The following is an 18,926-nucleotide window of genomic DNA, read 5'->3' on the forward strand; positions in this document are numbered from 1 at the left end:
TTTGATTTTATGTATGCTATTTTTATGTTTTCTCAAAATATCATAGACTAGTCCATCTACTGATAAACTCGCTGCTGTCCAGAAATGGAGAAAGTCTATGCCTAATATCTTCCCTTTCGATAACTCTCCATAAATAAAGTTTATACTATTTTTATAAAAAATAAATACTGACAAATAATCCAACTAAAATACAAAGGATAAACCTATGTTCTATGTTACGTTCATTAAAGTTATTGTTCAATCTTGATTCAAACATAAATCACCGTATCTTCACTTTATTGAATGGAATATGTAGAATAGATTGAGGTCAATAGATGGAAGCACTTTTAATGGCCAAAAATGTGATTCACTATTTGGAAAGTAATAGTTTAAAAGTGATATAAGGTTATTACAGGAATTAATATGTTCTCTTGCCATTATATAATCATAGTTTATTCCTTTTTTAATTGCATTTCTTCTGGTGGTAAAATATCGTCCCATTTTCCATAATACACCGGGATCCGTAGGTATTAGTATGGATAAAGTTCCTCCTTTACGTAAAACACGTTTCCATTCTTTGATTACTAAATGAGGATGGGTTAAATGCTCTAATAAATGAGTTGCGATGATTCTATCAAAAGACTCATCTTTAAAATCAAGCTTTCTGGCATCCATTACTTCGAATTTTAATTTATTAAATCTTATGTCATTACTTAAATTATTATTTATTTTCTCTAAGTTATTATGATCACAATCGGTAAAAGTATACTCTCTAAAAGAATGTCGAACGAATTTAAAGTGCTCTCCTGTACCTGAACCTATTTCTAACACATTGTCAAAGTGATCTGACGGAGCGAATTTTTCTTCACAGGATTGGTGCCCTTTGTTCATCACAAGTCCAGTTGAATTGGAATATACTCGGTCGTTATAGTTATCACTAAAACCATTTATATATTCTATCCAGTCTTTATCTTCATTGTTTTCAATTCTCATAATAACTCCTATCTAATACGGATTTATAGTAAAGTAATATGCTTTCAACTCTACCTCGTCTAACGTTGTCTAAAATTAGGCCGGTAAATAAACAAATTATAGCAATGATACCAATGCTACTTGATAATATTGCTGTTGGTACCTTATTCACTAATCCTGACTCCAAAAATTCAATAACTACTGGGATACCTAGAAAAAGAGATAATACGGACAAAAGAACAGATAGCATAGAAAAGAAAAATAGTGGTCTTATATCTCTGATTAAAAATAAAACAAAGTTAAGAATTTTAAATCCGTCTTTGAATGTTCGTAATTTACTTCTTGTACCATTTGGTCTTTCTTGGTAGGTCGTGGGAACTTCCTGTATAGGGAATTTGTGGTGCAAAGCATGTACGGTGAGTTCAGTTTCAATTTGAAATCCATCACTCAATACAGGGATAGTTTTTACAAATCGTCGACTGAAAACTCTATATCCAGAGAATATGTCCAGTAGTGAGGCATTGAAAAATATATTAACTATTCTAGAAAATGATTTGTTTCCGATAATATGACCTAACGGATAAGCATCGTTTGTTCTGGATCTTATACCGACGACCATATCCAAGTGCTCTTCTATTAGTTTATCTATTAATAAAGGGGAAATGCTTGCATCGTATGTTGAATCACCATCACACATCAGGTAAATATCAGCTTCGATATCAGAAAACATTCTTCTTACAACTTCTCCTTTACCTTGACGTGGTTCTCTTCTAACAATAGCACCAGCCTCTAAGGCTTCAGAGATAGTATTGTCACTCGAGTTATTGTCATAAACATAAATTTCAGCTGATGGAAGTGATTTTTTAAAGTCTTTAACTGTTCTTCCGATAGCACCCTCTTCATTGTAACAAGGTAGAAGAACTGCTATTTTTAAATTATCCATAATTCCGACTCTATTTAGTTTATACTATATATCATGATCCCATTATCGTCACTATAAATCTTTTTAGTCCAATTCGGATTTTTACCTTTGATTAAATTATTAATTAGGCTTGAATCAGAGCTTTTTCTGGAAATTATTTTTGTTTGTTCATCATTGACATCTATTAATATTATTTCCACTTTGTGTTTTTTAATTTTATTATAGGTTTCTTTACTTATATCTGACTGCATTGTTTCAATTAAAAATAAGTTCCCATCGATATTTCGATGATAAGGCGCGGAGTAGATGTTATTATTGGTTAGGGAGATTATTTTTGCGCCATAATCTATAGATGTTAGTATGTTTTTGTTGGTAATGTTTAGTTCGTTTAGCTTTTTTGGAAGTGACAATTTTTCTTCATTACGTTTATTTGTTTTTTCTATCGTGCTACTTAACTGTTTATCTATTGGTATTATTAATATCGCCATTATTACAGGGATTATCATTATAGGTGCAATTATTCTCAATACAGGTATTTTTATTGATCGAAATATTTCAACTCCGGTTAGAGTGACTACGGGAATAAGTAGAATGGAACAAAAAAATATAGTTCTCATCTGCCAGAACATCACAGGGAAAATACTAATAACTAGGCTTATTAAGATAGTGTCGATTTTCGTTAATTTTTTTAAAAAAATTAGAGATAGAGCGGTTGATATAAAAATAGAACCATAAAATAATATAGAATTTAATGTAGTCTCATTCATGAATTTTAGGAATGATTTTGCCTCAGAAACATGATCAAGCCAAAATTCATTTAATATATCAGGGTAACCGATATAAAGAGGTATGAGCGCTTTCGGGAACAATAGCAATGGTATTAGAGAAGATATGATTAAAATCAACAGTTTAGTGATGGTTTTTTCACTGTTAGATGCTATTTTTAATCCTGTACCGACAAAGAAGAAGTAGCTTAATAACTGTAGAGAAATTACATCATATTTAGGGTTTAATAAATCCTTGATTGGATTGAATATCACAAAAATCGTAACGCCACTTAAGAAAATATAAAGTGATATATTACCAATTGAACTTATTTTTTCTTTTGAATTTAATTCTTTTAGTACGGTTATGGCAAGAACTAGAATGTAAAAAGGTAAAGCCTCTAATCCAATGGCTAGTGAAATTGAAACACATAGGCCACAAATTAAACTATATTTTTCTCTAAAGTAGTAGATAAGTAATAGAAAAAAAGCAAATAGAAGTAGTTGTATGTTGTGATGATCTATATATCCGGGTTTAAATTTTGTGGCAGCTATAGAGAAAATTGTATAAATGGTACTTAGTATTATGTATTCCTGACCAAAAGTTTTCTTTATAAAAATATTCATAACCAAAACAAGTAGTACCAAATACACTAATGGAACGATAGAAATCGCTATCTGAAGAGCTGTGTCATGGTCAACGAAAGCGATAGCGCTATAGTATACGAGCAGGATAGGCAGATCCGGCAATCTTGACCAATGAATTATTTGTCCATCCTGAGGGTTGAAATCTTTGAGTGGATACAGGTACCAGGAAGGGGATTCGATGAAGGTCTGAATCTGATGCAGACGCATATAGTTGTCATTATCACCCAAATCCCAGGTAACGATACGTGGCCAGCTCTGCACGAACATAAAAACGGTAATCAATAATGTGAGGGCTATGCTCTGCCATAGAGGATCAGAGGTAAGTTTGGCGTAGATCTTGTTCAATACGGACACCAATCCAAATCAGCTACTTCTTAATCAAGATTAGAACAGTGTCGTTCTGCTGCCACAATATGTTGAGCGAAACATTGATTTTGTGACTACGTCGATAACCTGGCGGTCAATTTGTATTTAAATATTGAGAATATCAGTAATGTGTAGTGCCGCTTCTATGAAGTCTAGTTTGGGTATAGTTTTGTCGTATCATGATAGTGAAAACGTTTTCACTAGTGCGGGCTAACTCACAGTCAACTCAATGGGTTAGTTGCTAGACTGGCGTTATTGACCGGAAAGGAAGCCTGCACGTTTGGTGTTTTGCCGCTTCCGTAACCAAAAGAGAGGATGTGGTGAAGAGTTCGTTGTTTGAATCGATGACGCAGCAGGCGTTTGGTGATGGTCGTCCGGCGCAGCTGGTGGAGCTGACCAATCGTCATGGGATGAGCATTGTGCTGATGGATGTTGGTGCGACCTGGCTCAGTTGTCGCTTGCCGCTGGCGCAAGAAAGCCGTGAAGTGCTGCTCGGTGTAGACACCATGGCTGACTTTGCAGTGCAGGGTGCGTTTATGGGCGCATCGGTCGGGCGTTACGCTAACCGGATCGCTAATGCGCGCTACTGCTATCAGGGCGAAGAGATTCAGGTGGTGGCCAGTCAGGGTGATAACTGTCTGCATGGTGGCGCTCCGGGCTGGAGTCATCGTCGCTGGACGCTGGACAGTCAGGGCGACAACTTCGCCTGTTTTACCATTGAATCGCAAGATGGTGAACAGGGATTTCCCGGTCATGTCAGCGCGTCCGTGCGTTATGAGCTGGGTGATGATAACCAGGTGAGTATCACCTATCAGGCGACCACCGATAAGCCAACTCCGGTCAACCTCACCAACCATGCTTACTTTAATCTGATGGGTGCCGAGTCCGGCTGCGATGTGCTGGGGCATAGATTGTCAATTGCGGCGTCGGAGTATCTGCCGATTGATGATAGCGCGATTCCGCTGGGTCAATTAGCGCCGGTGCAGGGCAGCGGGTTTGATTTTCAGCAGGCGAAAACCCTGGGTCAGGATCTGCTTAAAGATGAGCAGCAGCAAGCGTCGCAAGGCTATGACCACAGTTACTGGCTCAACGATGCATGTCGCGGCGGGCAGTGTGCCGCCACTCTGGTGTCAGATGATGAACAGGTGGTTATGCAGGTGTTTACCGCAAAGCCGGCGCTGCAGCTATACAGCGGCAACTGGCTGCAAGGTACGCCGGGCCGTAATGGCAGTGAGTACCGGAGCTATCAGGGCGTGGCGCTGGAAACTCAGTTTCTGCCGGATTCACCCAACCATCCAGAATGGGCTCAGCAGAGCTGTATCTTGTTACCGGAGCAGGAATATAAGTTCACGACTGTGTATCAGTTCCAACTGGCATAGCTATCCCCTTCCTATTTGAAGTTGTAGCGGTGTTGGCTGCATTTGTTCGCCCCAATCACATAGTGTATCTATGTGATTGGGGTGAACAAAGAGATGATAACAGGCCCTCTGCAAGCAGAGGGCCTTTCTGTCAATGATGAATTCTGTGCCGGGTGTTTAGCGAACGTCAGCCAGCAGGGCATCGATCAGCGGATGGTGATCTTGCTTGACGCCGGCCAGGTTACCGTATTTCGGTGCATGGCGATCGTTTTCCAGCGGATGATGCCAGCCAAGTGTGTGTTCGACAAAATGGCGCGCGAAGTTTTCCGATACTTCCAGGCAACCCGCCAGCACGGTATCGACATAAGTCTGGACAATCGGGCTGTTGGCACATGGCGGCTGATGATCATCCTTGATATAGACCCAGATGGGCTGAGTGCGATCAAAGGCGTGATCAGTTTCAATTTGCTCGGCGCTGAGGGCAATGCGTTGATAGCCACGTTCGCGGCGATCAAATTCCACCAAAGCGGCATCATCAATCTCAAGCAGCACGCCATTAACCTCTCCCTGGCCAGGATTGACCACCAGAGGAGAAATAACATAGCTGTCGTCAATTTTGCCCCAATGGCGCACTAAGCCGTGCACGATAGCGGGTAAAGCCTGCCCGGTGTTACCGGTCAGTTGCCGTGAGGCTGAATTCATCAGGCTGCCGTAGCCGAAAATGTACATAAACTGTTCCTGCTGCTTAGAGACATACACTAACTGAGCGAACGCCGCTTATCTGCTGGCGCATCGCAGCTCTGGTTACTTGCCGCCGAAGAACTGCAGACGGCGCAATATCCACAATTCCAGTCCGAAGATCAGTACCAGTCCGGCACAGAACAGGCCAAACGCAATCGGTGATTCTGTACCGGGAATCCCCCCTACGTTAACACCGAGCAGGCCGGTAAGGAAACTGGTTGGCAGGAAAATGGCCGCAATCACAGAGAACAGATAAGTGTTCTGGTTCATTTTTTCCGCATGGTACTGACGCAGTTCACCTTTGATGATTTCCAGTTCACTCAGATAAAAGTCCAGCGTTTCGTTGATGCGGGTGATGGTGTTGACACTATGGCGCAATCGCAACTGTTTATGGCCGGCCAGTGGTACACTCGAGTTCTGATAATCGTCAATCGCGTATTGCTGTGGTTTAATAAAGCGTTTGATTTTCAACAGTGCTTTGTGCGTGGTCATCAGTTCTTCGGTCAGCTCAAGCTCGTCATCAAAATCGGTGATCTTTTCTTCCACCAGATCCAGATAGTTATCTATGTTGCGACTGAGGCCATCAATCACACCCAGCACCAGTTCGGCCAGAGTTTTTGGGCCACGCCCTTCGCTCAGCGCGGTGCGAATCGCATTGATGGTTTTAGACGGGATCTTGCGGCTTGAAATCAGCGCGCCGTTGTAACACAGAATGCGCACACTGAGCATATCGGCCGGGTCGGCATTTTCATTCAGGTTTACGCCGCGCAGAATGAGCAGAAAGTTCTGCTCATCATACTGTTCAAACAGTGGGCGGGTGTCTTCGGCCAGCAGGCTGTCAATGATAGACGCCGGAATGGCGTTGTCGATCAGCCACTCCCGTACGCCCGGCGCATCACGCTGGCAGTGATACCAGTGATCCGCTTCTATGCTGTCCGGTGTCTGGGTTGGTCGAATAACTTGTGATTCAGTAAAGTGCCAGTGATCGATGAGAAAATCCATATCGGTCCTTTTCGTTGGAAAGTTCAGCAGGCCGCAAGCGGCCTGCCAAGCTTAGAAACCACGCATCTGAATGCGGCGTAAAAACTCAGTCATCACCCGGTCATAGAGCAGATCGCCCAGGAAGGCGTCTTCAACGTGGTGATCAATACTTGGGTTATCGTTGACTTCAATAACATAAACTTGGCCGTCAATTTCTTTTAAGTCAACACCATACAAACCGCCACCAATTAAGTTAGCCGCTTTGACCGCCACGTCGACCACCGTTTTCGGTACTTGTTTCAGATCGAGAGTTTCGAAACCACCCGATGAAACGCGGCCGCTGTTGTGGTGCTGATAAATCTGCCAGTGACCACGGCTCATCATGTACTTACAGGCAAATATCGGTTGGCGGTTCATCACGCCAATGCGCCAGTCGTAGTCGGTTGGCATAAAGGCCTGTGCCAGAATCAGCGCGCTCTTTTCAAACAGCGCCGCGGCTTCCTTCTCCAGCTCCTGTTCATTACGCACTTTAACCACGCCACGTGAAAACGCGCCGTCAGGGATCTTCAGCACCATAGGAAACTCAAGATGCTGCTGCAGATGGGCCTGCCAGTCCGGGTCAAAGCTTTGCAGGATCACGCTTTTCGGTGCCGGCACATTATTGCGTTGCAGCAGTTCGGTCAGAAATACCTTGTTGGTACATTTCATGATCGACTCTGAGTCGTCCATCACCACCAGGCCCATTTTTTCTGCGGTTTTGGCAAAGCGATAAGTGTAGTTACTGATGTTGGTGGTGGCGCGGATAAACAGGCCGTCAAATTCGCCCAGACGTGACAAGTCATCCGGTGAAATGTTTTCCAGGTTCATGCCTAAACGGTTGGCGGCGCGGCGAAAACGTTTCAGGGCCGAGGCATCTGATGGCGGCATTTTCTCTTCTTCATCGACCAGCATAGCGATGTCGTAGCGGTATTTTTTCTCTTGTTTGGGTTTGCGCCACACCTTGGTCGAGAACAGCTCGAGCGATTCGATGAAGAAATCCTGCTCCGGATCATTGAGGTCCTGGAACGGGAACGGGGCGATTTTGCTAATTTGCCACTGGCCCTGACCCTTGGTCATTTCCAGTTCTATTACCGGGACCATAAACTGCTCAAACAGGTGACGGGCCAGTTTGTCCAGGCCGGGCTCCGGTGTGCGGCCGAAATAAATCTTACACGCGATAGTCTCGGTGTTTTTGCACAGCTTATTGAGTTTAAGCAGTCCGGATGAGAGCAAAAATGGCTGATTAATATCATTAATCGCCATCACGCGCGGAATCACGCGGTGACCGCGCGCTTCCGCCATCAGCGAGCAGTAATAGCCGGCGCTCATGTAGTCATAATCGCGACACAGGTTGACGACCTGCAGGCTGCGGTGGTTGTTTTTCCAGTCCGCATCCAGGTATTGATCGACACTGATCACTTGTTCGGAAGGGAAGTACTGTTGCCAGTCACTGGCCTGATCGGTCACGATTAAAAGGTTTGCCATCTTTCGTTTTTTCCTATAGCAATAGGTGTATGATTATATCGCAATCTTGCCAACTACTATCCTGTCAACCCAGTAAGGACATCGTATGGACTTTCGTCATGCGAAAGACTCTGATCTCTCTGCGCTCAATGCATTAGAACAACAGCTGTTTGAAGGCGATAAAATTTCTCCGCGTCAAATGAAGCGCTTTTTACACTCCGACCAGGCGATCTTGTTGGTGGCTGATGCCGGTGAGGAACTGGCTGGATATGCATTGTTGTTGTTTCATCAAGGTACACAGCTATCAAGGTTGTATTCGATTGCCGTTAAACCTGATTTCAGAGGACGGAGGATTGCTCAGACTTTAGTTGAGCAATGCGAGCGTGCCGCTCTTGATCAAGGCTCTACTACATTACGGCTAGAAGTTCGTGAAGACAATATAGCAGCCATTAAATTATATGAAAAAATGAGCTATAAAACTTTGAAGCTATTGATCCATTACTATGACGATTTATGTGATGGACGTCGCATGCAAAAGCGTTTGACGCCCCATGGCCCGAAAGTTCTGCTACCGATGCCGTTATACGTTCAGACCACCCCTTTTACCTGCGGCGCGGCTTGTCTGTTAATGAGTTTCTCCTGCCTGGATGACAGCTTTGAACCAAGCCGGGTGAAAGAGATGCAGTTGTGGCGTGAGGCGACCACGATTTTCATGGCGGCCGGGCACGGCGGCTGCAGCGGACAAGGGCTGGCTCTGGCGGCGGCGCGGCGCGGCTTTCACGTTGAGTTATGGAGTCAGTCACGCAGCACACCGTTTATCGACAGTGTGCGTGATGCGAATAAAAAAGAAGTGATTGAGCTGGTTCATCAGGATTTTTGCCGCCAGTTGCTGGAAGAAGATGTTGAAACCATTGACGCACCGCCAACCCAGGCTCAGCTTGAGGAGTGGGTAAATCAGGGCGCTTGTGTGTTGCTGCTGATCAGTACCTATCGTTTTGACGGCAAGAAAGAGCCGCACTGGATCGTGTTGAGCGGGATGAGTGAGAAGTTTTTCTTTTTCCACGATCCGCATGCCGAGTCGGAAGATCATGCAGTGGCGTCCGGCTATGTGCCGGTTGGTAAAAAAGCCTTGTCACAGATCCTCGGGTTCGGCAAGCAAAAACAGATTGCTTGTGTGGTGATCAGTCGGCGCGAATCCTGATTAACCTCTGATAAGTTAACCCTTGGGTGGTTAACTAGGTTAAAAACAACGAAAGGAGTCATTATGACTCCTTTTTTATTGGGTTAATTTGACCTGATATTTTTTAATTTATTGATTATTAATCATTAATATCTTGGCTCAAATCGTGCAATTCATTGCAGCGGAAGCTAATGAATTGCAGGCGAAGGAGCCACTATGCTGAATATTGTCGACAGACAGGCCGAGGAGCGAATCCCGGCGATTTTACGCTCGGGTTTTCGGCCATTGTTTTTGCTGGGGTGTGCCTATGCTTTGATTGCGGTCGGAGCCTGGGTTGTCATGTTTCAACATGGTCAGCCGCAATGGCTGGTGGTGCCGGCTCTATGGTGGCATGTGCATGAAATGCTGTTTGGCTTTGCGATGGCGATCGTGGCCGGCTTTCTGCTCACTGCAGTGCAGAACTGGACCTCGATTCCCGCCACGAAAGGTTGGCGCCTGGCGCTGATTGTCGGGCTGTGGCTGTTGGTGCGTCTTCTGCTCTGGACGCCGCTGCCGCTGTGGCTTGCGGCCAGTATTGAAGCGCTGTTTCTGGCTTTGACTGCCTATGAGGTCGGGATTCGCCTGGTGCGTGCCCGCGGCTGGCGCAATCTGTTTTTTATCCCGTTACTGGCCGTTGCGATCGGCGCTAACTTTGCCAGTTATGCCACGATAAAAGGTGTGGCGCCGTTTGCTGCTGCGGCAGTGTGGCAGGCGATGTTATGGTGGTTTACCTTGCTGCTGGCAGTGATGGGCGGGCGGGTGATCCCGTTTTTTACTGCGCGCCGCTTTCAGTTCGAAAGCAAACCGTCCCTCGTGTGGCTGGAATGGTTCGCCAACGCGCCGTTGCTGGCGCTGTTTATTTTGAGCTTTTTTCCGTTAACGGCTGAGAGTGTTGCGCGTCCGCTGATGCTTGTAGCCGGCGCGGCTCAGTTACTGCGCTGGTGGCGTTGGCAGCCCTGGCGCACGCTAAGTGAGCCGTTGGTGTGGTCGCTGCATGCGGCTTATCTGTGTATACCGCTTAGTCTGCTGTTACGCGGCGCAATTGACCAGCCTTGGTTTGCTCATAATATGCTGCATTTGCTGGCTATCGGTGCGCTGGCCGGCTTGATTCTGGCTATGGTTGCCCGGGTGTCGATGGGCCATACCGGACGGGCCATTTATCAGGGGCCGGATATGAGCCTGGCGTTTGGCGCGCTGCTGCTGGCCGCTGTGCTGCGTAGCTTAGGCGTTGCGCTGCTGCCGGCGTATGTGTTGTGGTGGGTGAACCTCAGTGCCTTGCTGTGGATTGCGGCGTTCGGGCTGTTTATGCTGCGTTTTGCGCCTATGCTGCTCATGTCGCGCGCTGATGGTCATCCGGGGTAAAGCGTGCACAGTTGGGTGCTTGAGGTAAAGACAAAGCTGCGCGAAATGCGCAGCTTTATAATGCGGGAGGTCATAACTCAGAATATAGCCCGGAGTATGACTCAGGCGCTAAAGCGCGCCACTACGCTATCGACCTGCGCGTTCATGCGCGCTTTTTCTGTTGCAGAGATAAAGCTGGCTTCAATCGCATTGCGGGTGAACTGGGCCAGCTCCTGATGGGTCATGCTGTGCGCATCAGAGACCGCCAGGAAGTTGTCGGTCATGTAGCCGCCAAAGTAGGCCGGGTCGTCTGAGTTAATGGTGACGCACAGCCCCTGGCGCAGCAGTTCGACGATGTTGTGCTCAGTCATGTGCTGGAATACTTTCAGTTTCAGATTGGAGAGCGGACATACGGTCAGCGGCATGCGGGTCTGTTTCAGCTCTTCCACCAGGGCGGCATCTTCAACGCAGCGCACGCCGTGATCAACCCGTTGTACACCGAGCAGATCAATCGCGTTGCGGATATTGAGCGCTGGGCCCTCCTCGCCGGCGTGGGCGACGGCAATAAAGCCGGCCGCACGCGCTTTGGCAAACACGCGGCTGAATTTCTCCGGCGGGTGACCTTGTTCGGAGGAATCCAGACCAACACCGACAATTTTATCTTTATACGGCAGGGCCAGTTCCAGGGTCTGTAGCGCTTCGTCTTCACTCAGGTGACGCAGGAAACACATGATGATCTGGCTGGTAATGCCGAGCTCCTGCTCTGCTTTATTGAGAGCGGCGACGATGCCGTTCAGTACGGTTTCAAACGCAATGCCGCGCGCGGTGTGCGTCTGGGGATCGAAAAAGATCTCGGTGTGCATCACGTTATCCTGCTGACAACGCAGCAGGTATTCCCAGGTCAGATCGAAAAAGTCCTGCTCATGGATCAGCACATTGGCGCCCTGATAATAGATATCGAGAAAAGACTGCAGGTTAGAAAACTGATAGGCGGCGCGCACTTCTTCGGGGGAAGCAAACGGGATGTCGATGTGGTTACGCTGAGCGAGTTTGAACATCAGTTCAGGTTCCAGTGAACCTTCGATGTGGAGGTGAAGTTCTACTTTTGGCAGTTGCTGAATAAATTCTTTCATATATCGGCTCTTAATCAAAAAGTTGGCCTGTTCTGCCGCCAATACCGGACTGTATGGTCAGCATGAGTGAACAGAGATTAATCGCTTTTCGCCTTGGGCAGTGGTGTCGGGCCATACAAAGAGAAAAGCGATCATGCGCTTAACTCTTCGTAATCAGAATTTTACGGATTCTGGTAGAGACCCCCACACCTTATCAGTGGGGTTATACGAAGCAACAGTTGTGTGTTCCACTTTATATCGGAACATGGTTAATGATAACCGATTGAGAGAAAAACGCCAATTTTCAGCAAGCTGCGTAAATGAAGGGTAAACCAAAGGAAGGGCAGAACAACGTAAGCCGCAAGAGCGGACAAACAAAAGGCCGGCCCTATGGCCAGCCTTATTAATCATCAAGGAGTGATCCTTAGTTGTTGCTGTGCAGCTCGCTGTTCAGCTCAACCGCAGATTTGTTCGCCAGACACTCAACCTGACCGGTTTGAGAGTTGCGACGGAACAGCAGGTCAGAAACGCCAGCCAGATCACGTGCTTTGACGATTTCAACTTCGTTGCCCTGGTTATCCAGCATGCGCACTTTCGTGCCTGCCGTTACATACAGACCCGATTCAACCGTACAACGGTCACCCAGCGGGAAGCCCAGACCAGAGTTGGCGCCCAGCAGCGAGTTTTCACCGATAGAAACCACCACTTTACCGCCGCCAGACAGGGTACCCATGATAGACGCGCCGCCGCCGATATCCGAGCCGTTACCGACCAGTACGCCAGCAGAGATACGGCCTTCAACCATGCTCACACCGGTGGTGCCAGCGTTGAAGTTGATGAAGCCTTCGTGCATCACTGTGGTGCCTTCGCCGACGTGCGCGCCAAGACGGACACGAGACGTGTCAGCGATACGGATACCAGTTGGCACCACGTAATCCACCATTTTAGGGAATTTGTCTACACAATCGACGCTCAGAGCACGCCCAGCCAGGCGCGCTTCGATTTGACGATCAGCCAGTTCAGGCAGGTCGATAGGACCTTCGTTCGTCCATGCGATGTTGTGCAGCAGACCGAAGATACCATCCAGGATGATGCCGTGTGGCTGAACCAGGCGGTTTGAGATCAGTTGCAGTTTCAGGAAACCTTCTGCCACGCTCTGTGGTTGCTCGTCTGCTGCCAGTACAACCAGTACCAGTGGCTGCGCTGAAGCGGCGGCTTTTTCTGCAAATGATGCATTTGCTGCCTGCTCGTTGGCGGCGAAAGCTTGTGCCAGTTGGGCACTCTGCTCTGCGCTGATTTCGATGGCCTGGTTACCTGCGCTGTAGCCTGCAACCGCTGCTACATCGGCAATCAGCTTGTCGCTTGGGTTCAGAATTGGGGCAGGGAAGAAAGCTTCAATGATTTTACCGTCGCGGTTTTTGGTCGCGCTGCCAAAGCCAAGTGCAAAGTTTGCCATGTTGGTCTCCATAAACTTTATAATTAGTAATCCGGTTTACAGCAGGTTGAGCGCTGCTGTCTGTTTAAAAATGATTCGCTCAAAACGATTAAGCTCATCATAAAGAGAGTCACCCGGTGAGGAAAGTGCAAAGCGGGGATCCGTCCGTAGAACGATACTTTTTGTCTGATGAGAGACATATCTCTTTAGATGGAATTAGCCGGTAGTTATGCTGGTTTTGCGTGTTAATTGCATGATAAAAATAAAAAAACCGCTACCGGTTTACCCGCTAAAGCCGAAAAGCAACGACTTAAGCCGGAAAACAACAACAGCGGTTTGGGATTGGATTAAGCGGCGTCGTCGACAGCTTGATCGTCTTTGACGGCTTTAGGTTTCTTTGGTGTCGGTTTACGTTTGGCACCCAGGGCATACAGAACTTCTTCTTTGTTCTGGGCCAGATACATGGCCAGCTCTTCCTGTTTGCTTTCGTCTTCTACCAGTTCACTTTTACCCAGCAGTTCGAACAGCTCGTCCGCCATGTCCAGCATTTTGTCATATGCGTCAGCTTCGGCTTTCGAGGTAAAAGTCATTTTCTCTTCTCCGTTGCGTTCCACCACGTACTTAACGATGACAGCCATGGTTCATCCTCTACATTTTGCTAATAAATTACTGGCTTTTTATACAGTTTTTGCAATCAGAAGTCCAGCCACAGTGCGAAAACTGTGGCGTGTGCTTAAGTGCGGATGAACAGTCTGAATCAGCCTTGCCAGTGATGGCAGAATTCGATGAAACGTTGCAGCAGCGGGCTCTGGTATTTCTCTTTATGTACCAGGACCCAGAAGCGGCGTTTCATGTCGAGCGGGACATTGAGCACCTTGATGCGGCCATCATTAATGGCGCTTTTGGCGGCAAGGCGCGACAGGCAGCCAAAGCCCAGTCCGGCCGAAACGCTGTTGATCAGCGCTTCGGTGGTATTGAGTTCAAACGCTTCATGCCACTGTTCGATACGCGGCGCAATCGCGCGCAGGAAAAACTCACGTGAGCCTGAGCCCGCTTCACGCAGTACCCACTCACTCTGCTCGAAATCACGCAGCAATACTTTGTCCTGTGCAGCCAGCGGATGATGCGGCGCGCAGACGATGCACATTTCATCCTGGCTGAACTGGGTCGACATCAGTTGCGGGTGCAGGGTTTTCCCCTCAATCAGTGCAATATCCAGCTCATAGTCGACCAGTTTCTCGCAAATCAGTGCCGAATTGCCAATAAACAGGCTTTGTGAATGATGGTCAAATTTATCCCGGAAGGCACTGAGCAGATAGGGCGCGACCTGATTGCCAATCGTATCACTGGCACCGATACGTAACTGGCCGGACAGGGTCTGGTTGTCGTTAAACAGTTGGTCGAGATCTCTGGCGCGGCTGAGCAGTTCATCGGCCAGCGGCAGCAGTTTTTGCCCTTCCTGGTTGAGGATCAGGCGGTTATTGACCCGGTCAAACAGCGCGTGGCCGAGCTGTTTTTCCAGCTCCGATAACGCCATGCTAACCGCAGCTTTGGACAGGAACAGCATCTCGCTGGCGGCAGTCAGGGTTTTATATTGGGTGACGGTGGTAAAGACCCGCAATTGCTTGAGCGAAATATTGGCAGCCATAGGTTTAGTTGTGTTTAACATCAATCAGAATAGGTTCAGTATATCTGACCGGTTACCAGCACGGCAAATTGCGTATTGCTTAACCCTTTGCGCACTCTATCCCGTACAGCCGGGCATGCTTATGATAATCTGAATATTATTATGGTTAGAGCTGCGTGAGTGCCTTGTGTTTACCGTTTACCACTCCAATAAAGTTGATACGCTGAAAATCCTGCTGGTGCATCTGATTAAAAATGATCCGCTGGCCAATCCCTTTGCCAAAGAACAGATTCTGGTGCAGAGCCCGGGGATGTCGCAGTGGCTGAAAATGGCTTTGGCGCAGGAGCTGGGCGTGGCCGCCAATATTGATTTTCCGCTGCCGGCCACCTTCATCTGGGAGATGTTTACCCATGTGTTGCCGGACGTGCCCAAACGCAGTGCTTTTAACAAAGAGGCGATGACCTGGAAGCTGATGGAGCTGTTGCCGGGCATGCTCGACCAGGACGAATTCGTGCCGCTGCGCCGCTATCTGCAGGATGACAGCGATCAGTCCAAGCTGTATCAGCTGGCGGAAAAAATCGCCGATATCTTCGATGGCTACCTAGTGTACCGTCCCGACTGGATTGCCAGCTGGGAAGCGGGGCTGGATGTGGCCGAAATCGACGGTGAACACCCGTGGCAGCCGCTGCTGTGGAAAGCGCTCTACGATTACACCCTGGAGCAGGGCCAGTCGCATTATCACCGTGCCAATCTGTATCAGAGTTTTATTGATGCGCTGGCCGCGCCTGGCCTCAGTCAGGAGTGGCTGAATAAACTGCCTAAGCGGCTGTTTATCTTTGGTATTTCGGCGTTGCCGCCGCGCTATATGGACGCACTGAAAGCACTCGGGGAGCACATCGATGTCCATCTGATGTTTACCAACCCTTGCCAGCACTACTGGGGTGACATTCGCGATCGTAAATATCTCGCCCGGGTCGAAAACCAGCGTCGCAAGCAGCTGGCGCTTGATGGTGACCGGGTCGAAGTCAGTGCGGAGGTCTCACCGCTCAAAGGCAGCCTGGATGACTATCCGCAGGAGGATGAACTGCACACCGCGCAGGCGGTGGGTAACAGCCTGCTCGCGTCGCTCGGTAAACTCGGGCGCGATAACCTTTATCTGCTGGCACAGAGCGAGAATGAAGAGCACGAACTGTTTATTGAGGTTGAGCGCGATAGCCTGCTCCATCAGCTGCAGGCCGATATTCTCCATCTCGCAGAGCATCAGGATGACCGTTTGCTGGAAAGCAGCGCGCATAAAGCGCAGGTGGCAAGCGGCGATCGCTCGCTGACTCTGCACGCCTGCCACAGTCCGATGCGGGAAGTGGAAGTGCTGCACGACGAGCTGCTGGCGATGTTTGACCGCGATCCGGACCTCAAACCACGCGACGTGATTGTAATGGTGGCAGATATCAACGCTTACAGTCCTTACATTCAGGCGGTGTTCGGTAACGCGCCGGGCGAGCGTTTTATCCCGTATTCCATTTCGGATCGTACCGCCGATCAGGAAAGCCCGATCCTCAACGCCTTCATGCAACTGGTCAATCTGCCTCAGTCGCGCTGTCTCGCTTCTGAGCTGCTGGAGCTGCTCGAAACACCGGCCATGATGGCGCGTTTTGCCCTCGATACCAGTGAATTCGAGATTGCCAAGCGCTGGGTGGAAGAGTCCGGTATCCGCTGGGGGCTGAATGACAGCACCGCGAGTGAGTTTGAGCTGCCGCCCACCGGCCAGAATACCTGGCAGTTCGGTATTGCCCGTATGTTGCTGGGCTATGCGATGCCGGCCTCGGCCGGTCTGTTTGATAATGGTGCGCAGATGCTGGCTCCTTACAATGAAGTGCAGGGCATGAGTGCCGAGCTGGCCGGTAAGCTGGCGCACTTTATCGACACCATCAGCCATTACCGCAGCGAGTTGGCCAAGACCCAGTCGATCGATGCCTGGCGTGAACGGCTCTCCGCGCTACTGGATGATTGTTTCAGTGTCGAGCTGGAAGGGGAGATGGCGCTTAAATCGATTCGCGATACCTTGGCGGCGCTGAAAGAGCAGCTCAGTGATGCCGGTTACCAGCAGGATATCGCGCCGGCTGTCATCAGCCAGTACCTGCACGATAAACTGTCCGGCACCCGGGTCAGTCAGCGCTTTTTGGCCGGCCAGGTCAATTTCTGTACCCTGATGCCGATGCGTTCGATTCCGTTTGGCGTGGTGTGTCTGCTCGGCATGAATGACGGCGTCTACCCGCGTTCGATGCCGCCGGAAGGTTTCGATTTGATGAATGGCCGTACCCGTCCCGGCGATCGCTCACGGCGTGATGATGACCGTTACCTGTTCCTGGAGGCGATGTTGTCGGCCCAGCAGACCTTGTACATCAGTTACGTCGGCCGTTCGATCCAGGATAATACCGTGCGCGTGCCGTCAGTACTGGTCAGTGAGCTGCTGGAGTATTGTCAGCAGAATTACTGCCTGGCGACTGACAGCGCATTGCCGTGTGACGAATCGGGCCAGCGTCTGGTGGATCAAATCCATTTCAGCCATGCCATGGTGCCATTCAGCCCGCAGGCGTTTTTGTCTGATGTCGGCAGCTACGCCCGTGAATGGTTACCGGCTGCACTGCGCCAGGGCCTGCCGGGCGGTCAGTTTCAGCGTGCGCTGGAGGATTACCTGCTCGATGTGGTTTATCCGCTCGAGCTGGATCTGGTTGAGCTGCAGCGTTTCTGGCGTTTGCCGGTGCGCTATTTTTTCAACCGCCGTCTTAAAGTGGTGTTTGAGCCGCCGCTGCCGGTGATGGAAGATGATGAGCCGTTTGCCCTCGGCGGGCTGGCCAGCTATCAGCTGCGAGATGCGCTGCTGGAAAACCTGCTCGGTGCGGCGGATGAAGAGAAACGTCAGGCAGTGCTGGCTGAGTTTAATCAGCAGCAGCGCGCCCAGGGTAAACTGCCGGTCGGCGCCTTTGGTGAGCTGGAATTTGAAACCAACCGGGTTCAGGCGGAAGAGCTGGTGGAAAAAATCCATGACCTGTGTCAGGCGCCGCTTGATGACCGCGAGGTCAACCTCACGCTGGATGGACTGGGCGAATCGCGCCCGGTGCAGTTAACCGGCTGGCTGACCCGCTGTTTTCAGTCGGGGCTGGTGCGTTATCGCAGCGGCTCGATTCGCTCGCAGGACATTCTCGCTGCCTGGATTGATCATCTGGCCGCTGCCGCCATGGGGCACAGGGTGACCACCCATTTGATCGGTTATGACCGTAAAGAGGGCGTGGTGCACCAGGTGCTGCCGCCGCTCGGTGAATCGGCTGAGCAGAGTCAGAGCCTTGCGACGGCGCAGCTTAATGAATTGGTGCGCTTGTTCTATCAGGGTATGACCGAGCCGCTGCCTTATTTCCCTAAAACGGTGCAGGCGGGTATTGAAGCCGGCTTCAGCCGCGGCAAGTGGGTGGATGACGAAGAGAAAGCACTGAAGAAGATGGCAGATACCTTTAATGACGGCTTTATGAGTCATGGTGAAGGTAACGATGCTTACATTGCGCGCTTATGGCCGCAATGGAATGAGGAACTGGCGCAGCAGGTACGTATGCTGGCAAGCCTGGTGTTTCAGGCGCCAAGGCTGCAACTGACAGACAGTGCGGAGAGAGAGTAATGGGCAAGAGTGGGTGGCCGCCAGAAAATCATTATAGTGTAGGGCGTTCGCTGTACGGCCACAGGTCAGAGGGACCATTATTCGTTTGTTTAAAGCAGTAGTCGTTTGAAACAGTAGTCGTTTGAAACAGAATGCGGTGGAGTGCGAGCTCACCGGATGGTGTTTGGCGGGCTTGCATCAATGGGGTGCAGTATAGTGTGCCAACTTGGTGCGTATCGTGAGTCAGATCTCATTACCTTGCGCTAAAACAAAAATTTACATAAATACATACATTTTTATAATTTGGAT

The 18,926-nt window shown here is 49.0% G+C and carries 14 protein-coding genes and 1 riboswitch; of the genes, 4 read left to right on the forward strand and 10 right to left on the reverse strand.

The window, feature by feature from the left end:
• Positions 1 to 270: 270 nt before the first annotated feature.
• Genes E6C74_RS04080 through E6C74_RS04090 form a run of 3 tightly spaced genes read right to left on the reverse strand, consistent with a single transcriptional unit; the run spans position 271 to position 3,630 of the window.
• A complete protein-coding gene (locus E6C74_RS04080; protein WP_136483421.1) occupies positions 271 to 972 on the reverse strand; it encodes a class I SAM-dependent methyltransferase in 702 nt (233 codons plus the stop codon).
• A complete protein-coding gene (locus E6C74_RS04085; protein WP_136483422.1) occupies positions 962 to 1,894 on the reverse strand; it encodes a glycosyltransferase family 2 protein in 933 nt (310 codons plus the stop codon). Before E6C74_RS04085 ends, E6C74_RS04080 begins: the two co-directional genes overlap by 11 nt.
• Positions 1,895 to 1,908: 14 nt before the next feature.
• On the reverse strand, positions 1,909 to 3,630 hold the full coding sequence (locus E6C74_RS04090) for a hypothetical protein (protein ID WP_136483423.1): 1,722 nt from the start codon (positions 3,628 to 3,630) through the stop codon (positions 1,909 to 1,911).
• Between the two features lie 365 nt (positions 3,631 to 3,995).
• Here E6C74_RS04090 and galM point away from each other — a divergent pair, with 365 nt between their 5' ends.
• Complete coding sequence (gene galM / locus E6C74_RS04095) at positions 3,996 to 5,030, forward strand: galactose-1-epimerase (RefSeq protein WP_206208378.1); 1,035 nt, start codon at positions 3,996 to 3,998, stop codon at positions 5,028 to 5,030.
• 156 nt (positions 5,031 to 5,186) lie between these two features.
• Here galM and E6C74_RS04100 read toward each other — a convergent pair whose 3' ends face one another.
• The 3 genes from E6C74_RS04100 to E6C74_RS04110 form a co-directional block, all read right to left on the reverse strand.
• Positions 5,187 to 5,738 (reverse strand): gamma-glutamylcyclotransferase family protein, encoded by a 552-nt coding sequence (locus tag E6C74_RS04100; RefSeq protein ID WP_136483425.1) that lies wholly within the window; start codon positions 5,736 to 5,738, stop codon positions 5,187 to 5,189.
• A gap of 75 nt (positions 5,739 to 5,813) precedes the next feature.
• Positions 5,814 to 6,752 carry a zinc transporter ZntB gene (locus E6C74_RS04105; protein ID WP_136483426.1) on the reverse strand — a complete coding sequence of 313 codons (939 nt, stop codon included), beginning with the start codon at positions 6,750 to 6,752 and terminating at the stop codon, positions 5,814 to 5,816.
• A gap of 51 nt (positions 6,753 to 6,803) precedes the next feature.
• On the reverse strand, positions 6,804 to 8,255 hold the full coding sequence (locus E6C74_RS04110; RefSeq protein WP_136483427.1) for a RimK family protein: 1,452 nt from the start codon (positions 8,253 to 8,255) through the stop codon (positions 6,804 to 6,806).
• Between the two features lie 85 nt (positions 8,256 to 8,340).
• Between E6C74_RS04110 and E6C74_RS04115 the strand changes: the two genes are divergently transcribed.
• Complete coding sequence (locus E6C74_RS04115) at positions 8,341 to 9,435, forward strand: GNAT family N-acetyltransferase/peptidase C39 family protein (protein WP_136483428.1); 1,095 nt, start codon at positions 8,341 to 8,343, stop codon at positions 9,433 to 9,435.
• A gap of 195 nt (positions 9,436 to 9,630) precedes the next feature.
• On the forward strand, positions 9,631 to 10,815 hold the full coding sequence (locus E6C74_RS04120; protein WP_136483429.1) for an NnrS family protein: 1,185 nt from the start codon (positions 9,631 to 9,633) through the stop codon (positions 10,813 to 10,815).
• Positions 10,816 to 10,916: 101 nt separating this feature from the next.
• On the opposite strand, the gene E6C74_RS04125 is transcribed toward E6C74_RS04120, so the two are convergent.
• The 4 genes from E6C74_RS04125 to E6C74_RS04140 form a co-directional block, all read right to left on the reverse strand.
• Positions 10,917 to 11,927, reverse strand: coding sequence for an adenosine deaminase (locus E6C74_RS04125; RefSeq protein WP_136483430.1), 1,011 nt, complete (start codon positions 11,925 to 11,927; stop codon positions 10,917 to 10,919).
• A gap of 130 nt (positions 11,928 to 12,057) precedes the next feature.
• Positions 12,058 to 12,157, reverse strand: a riboswitch (purine riboswitch).
• Positions 12,158 to 12,330: 173 nt separating this feature from the next.
• Positions 12,331 to 13,362: a 2,3,4,5-tetrahydropyridine-2,6-dicarboxylate N-succinyltransferase gene (dapD, locus tag E6C74_RS04130; RefSeq protein WP_136483431.1), complete on the reverse strand. Its 1,032-nt coding sequence runs from the start codon at positions 13,360 to 13,362 to the stop codon at positions 12,331 to 12,333.
• A 326-nt stretch (positions 13,363 to 13,688) separates the two neighbouring features.
• Complete coding sequence (locus E6C74_RS04135) at positions 13,689 to 13,979, reverse strand: YebG family protein (protein ID WP_136483432.1); 291 nt, start codon at positions 13,977 to 13,979, stop codon at positions 13,689 to 13,691.
• 119 nt (positions 13,980 to 14,098) lie between these two features.
• The gene (locus tag E6C74_RS04140; protein WP_136483433.1) at positions 14,099 to 14,989 is read right to left on the reverse strand and encodes a LysR family transcriptional regulator; all 891 of its coding nucleotides are present in this window, start codon (positions 14,987 to 14,989) and stop codon (positions 14,099 to 14,101) included.
• A gap of 166 nt (positions 14,990 to 15,155) precedes the next feature.
• On the opposite strand from E6C74_RS04140, the gene recC reads away from it, so the two are divergent.
• Positions 15,156 to 18,638, forward strand: a complete 3,483-nt coding sequence (gene recC / locus E6C74_RS04145) for an exodeoxyribonuclease V subunit gamma (RefSeq protein ID WP_136483434.1) — start codon at positions 15,156 to 15,158, stop codon at positions 18,636 to 18,638.
• The last annotated feature ends 288 nt before the right edge of the window (positions 18,639 to 18,926 follow it).

Origin of the sequence: Vibrio sp. H11 (genome assembly GCF_004804295.1) — a bacterium.
GTDB classification, from domain to species: domain Bacteria; phylum Pseudomonadota; class Gammaproteobacteria; order Enterobacterales; family Vibrionaceae; genus Vibrio; species Vibrio ostreae.

Coding starts and splice junctions, on each gene's coding strand:
- E6C74_RS04105 (WP_136483426.1), bottom strand. CDS start 6,752: ATGGATTTTCTCATCGATCACTGGCACTTTACTGAATCACAAGTTATT.
- E6C74_RS04080 (WP_136483421.1), bottom strand. CDS start 972: ATGAGAATTGAAAACAATGAAGATAAAGACTGGATAGAATATATAAAT.
- E6C74_RS04125 (WP_136483430.1), bottom strand. CDS start 11,927: ATGAAAGAATTTATTCAGCAACTGCCAAAAGTAGAACTTCACCTCCAC.
- E6C74_RS04110 (WP_136483427.1), bottom strand. CDS start 8,255: ATGGCAAACCTTTTAATCGTGACCGATCAGGCCAGTGACTGGCAACAG.
- E6C74_RS04115 (WP_136483428.1), top strand. CDS start 8,341: ATGGACTTTCGTCATGCGAAAGACTCTGATCTCTCTGCGCTCAATGCA.
- E6C74_RS04140 (WP_136483433.1), bottom strand. CDS start 14,989: ATGGCTGCCAATATTTCGCTCAAGCAATTGCGGGTCTTTACCACCGTC.
- E6C74_RS04100 (WP_136483425.1), bottom strand. CDS start 5,738: ATGTACATTTTCGGCTACGGCAGCCTGATGAATTCAGCCTCACGGCAA.
- E6C74_RS04085 (WP_136483422.1), bottom strand. CDS start 1,894: ATGGATAATTTAAAAATAGCAGTTCTTCTACCTTGTTACAATGAAGAG.
- galM (WP_206208378.1), top strand. CDS start 3,996: ATGACGCAGCAGGCGTTTGGTGATGGTCGTCCGGCGCAGCTGGTGGAG.
- E6C74_RS04120 (WP_136483429.1), top strand. CDS start 9,631: ATGCTGAATATTGTCGACAGACAGGCCGAGGAGCGAATCCCGGCGATT.
- dapD (WP_136483431.1), bottom strand. CDS start 13,362: ATGGCAAACTTTGCACTTGGCTTTGGCAGCGCGACCAAAAACCGCGAC.
- E6C74_RS04135 (WP_136483432.1), bottom strand. CDS start 13,979: ATGGCTGTCATCGTTAAGTACGTGGTGGAACGCAACGGAGAAGAGAAA.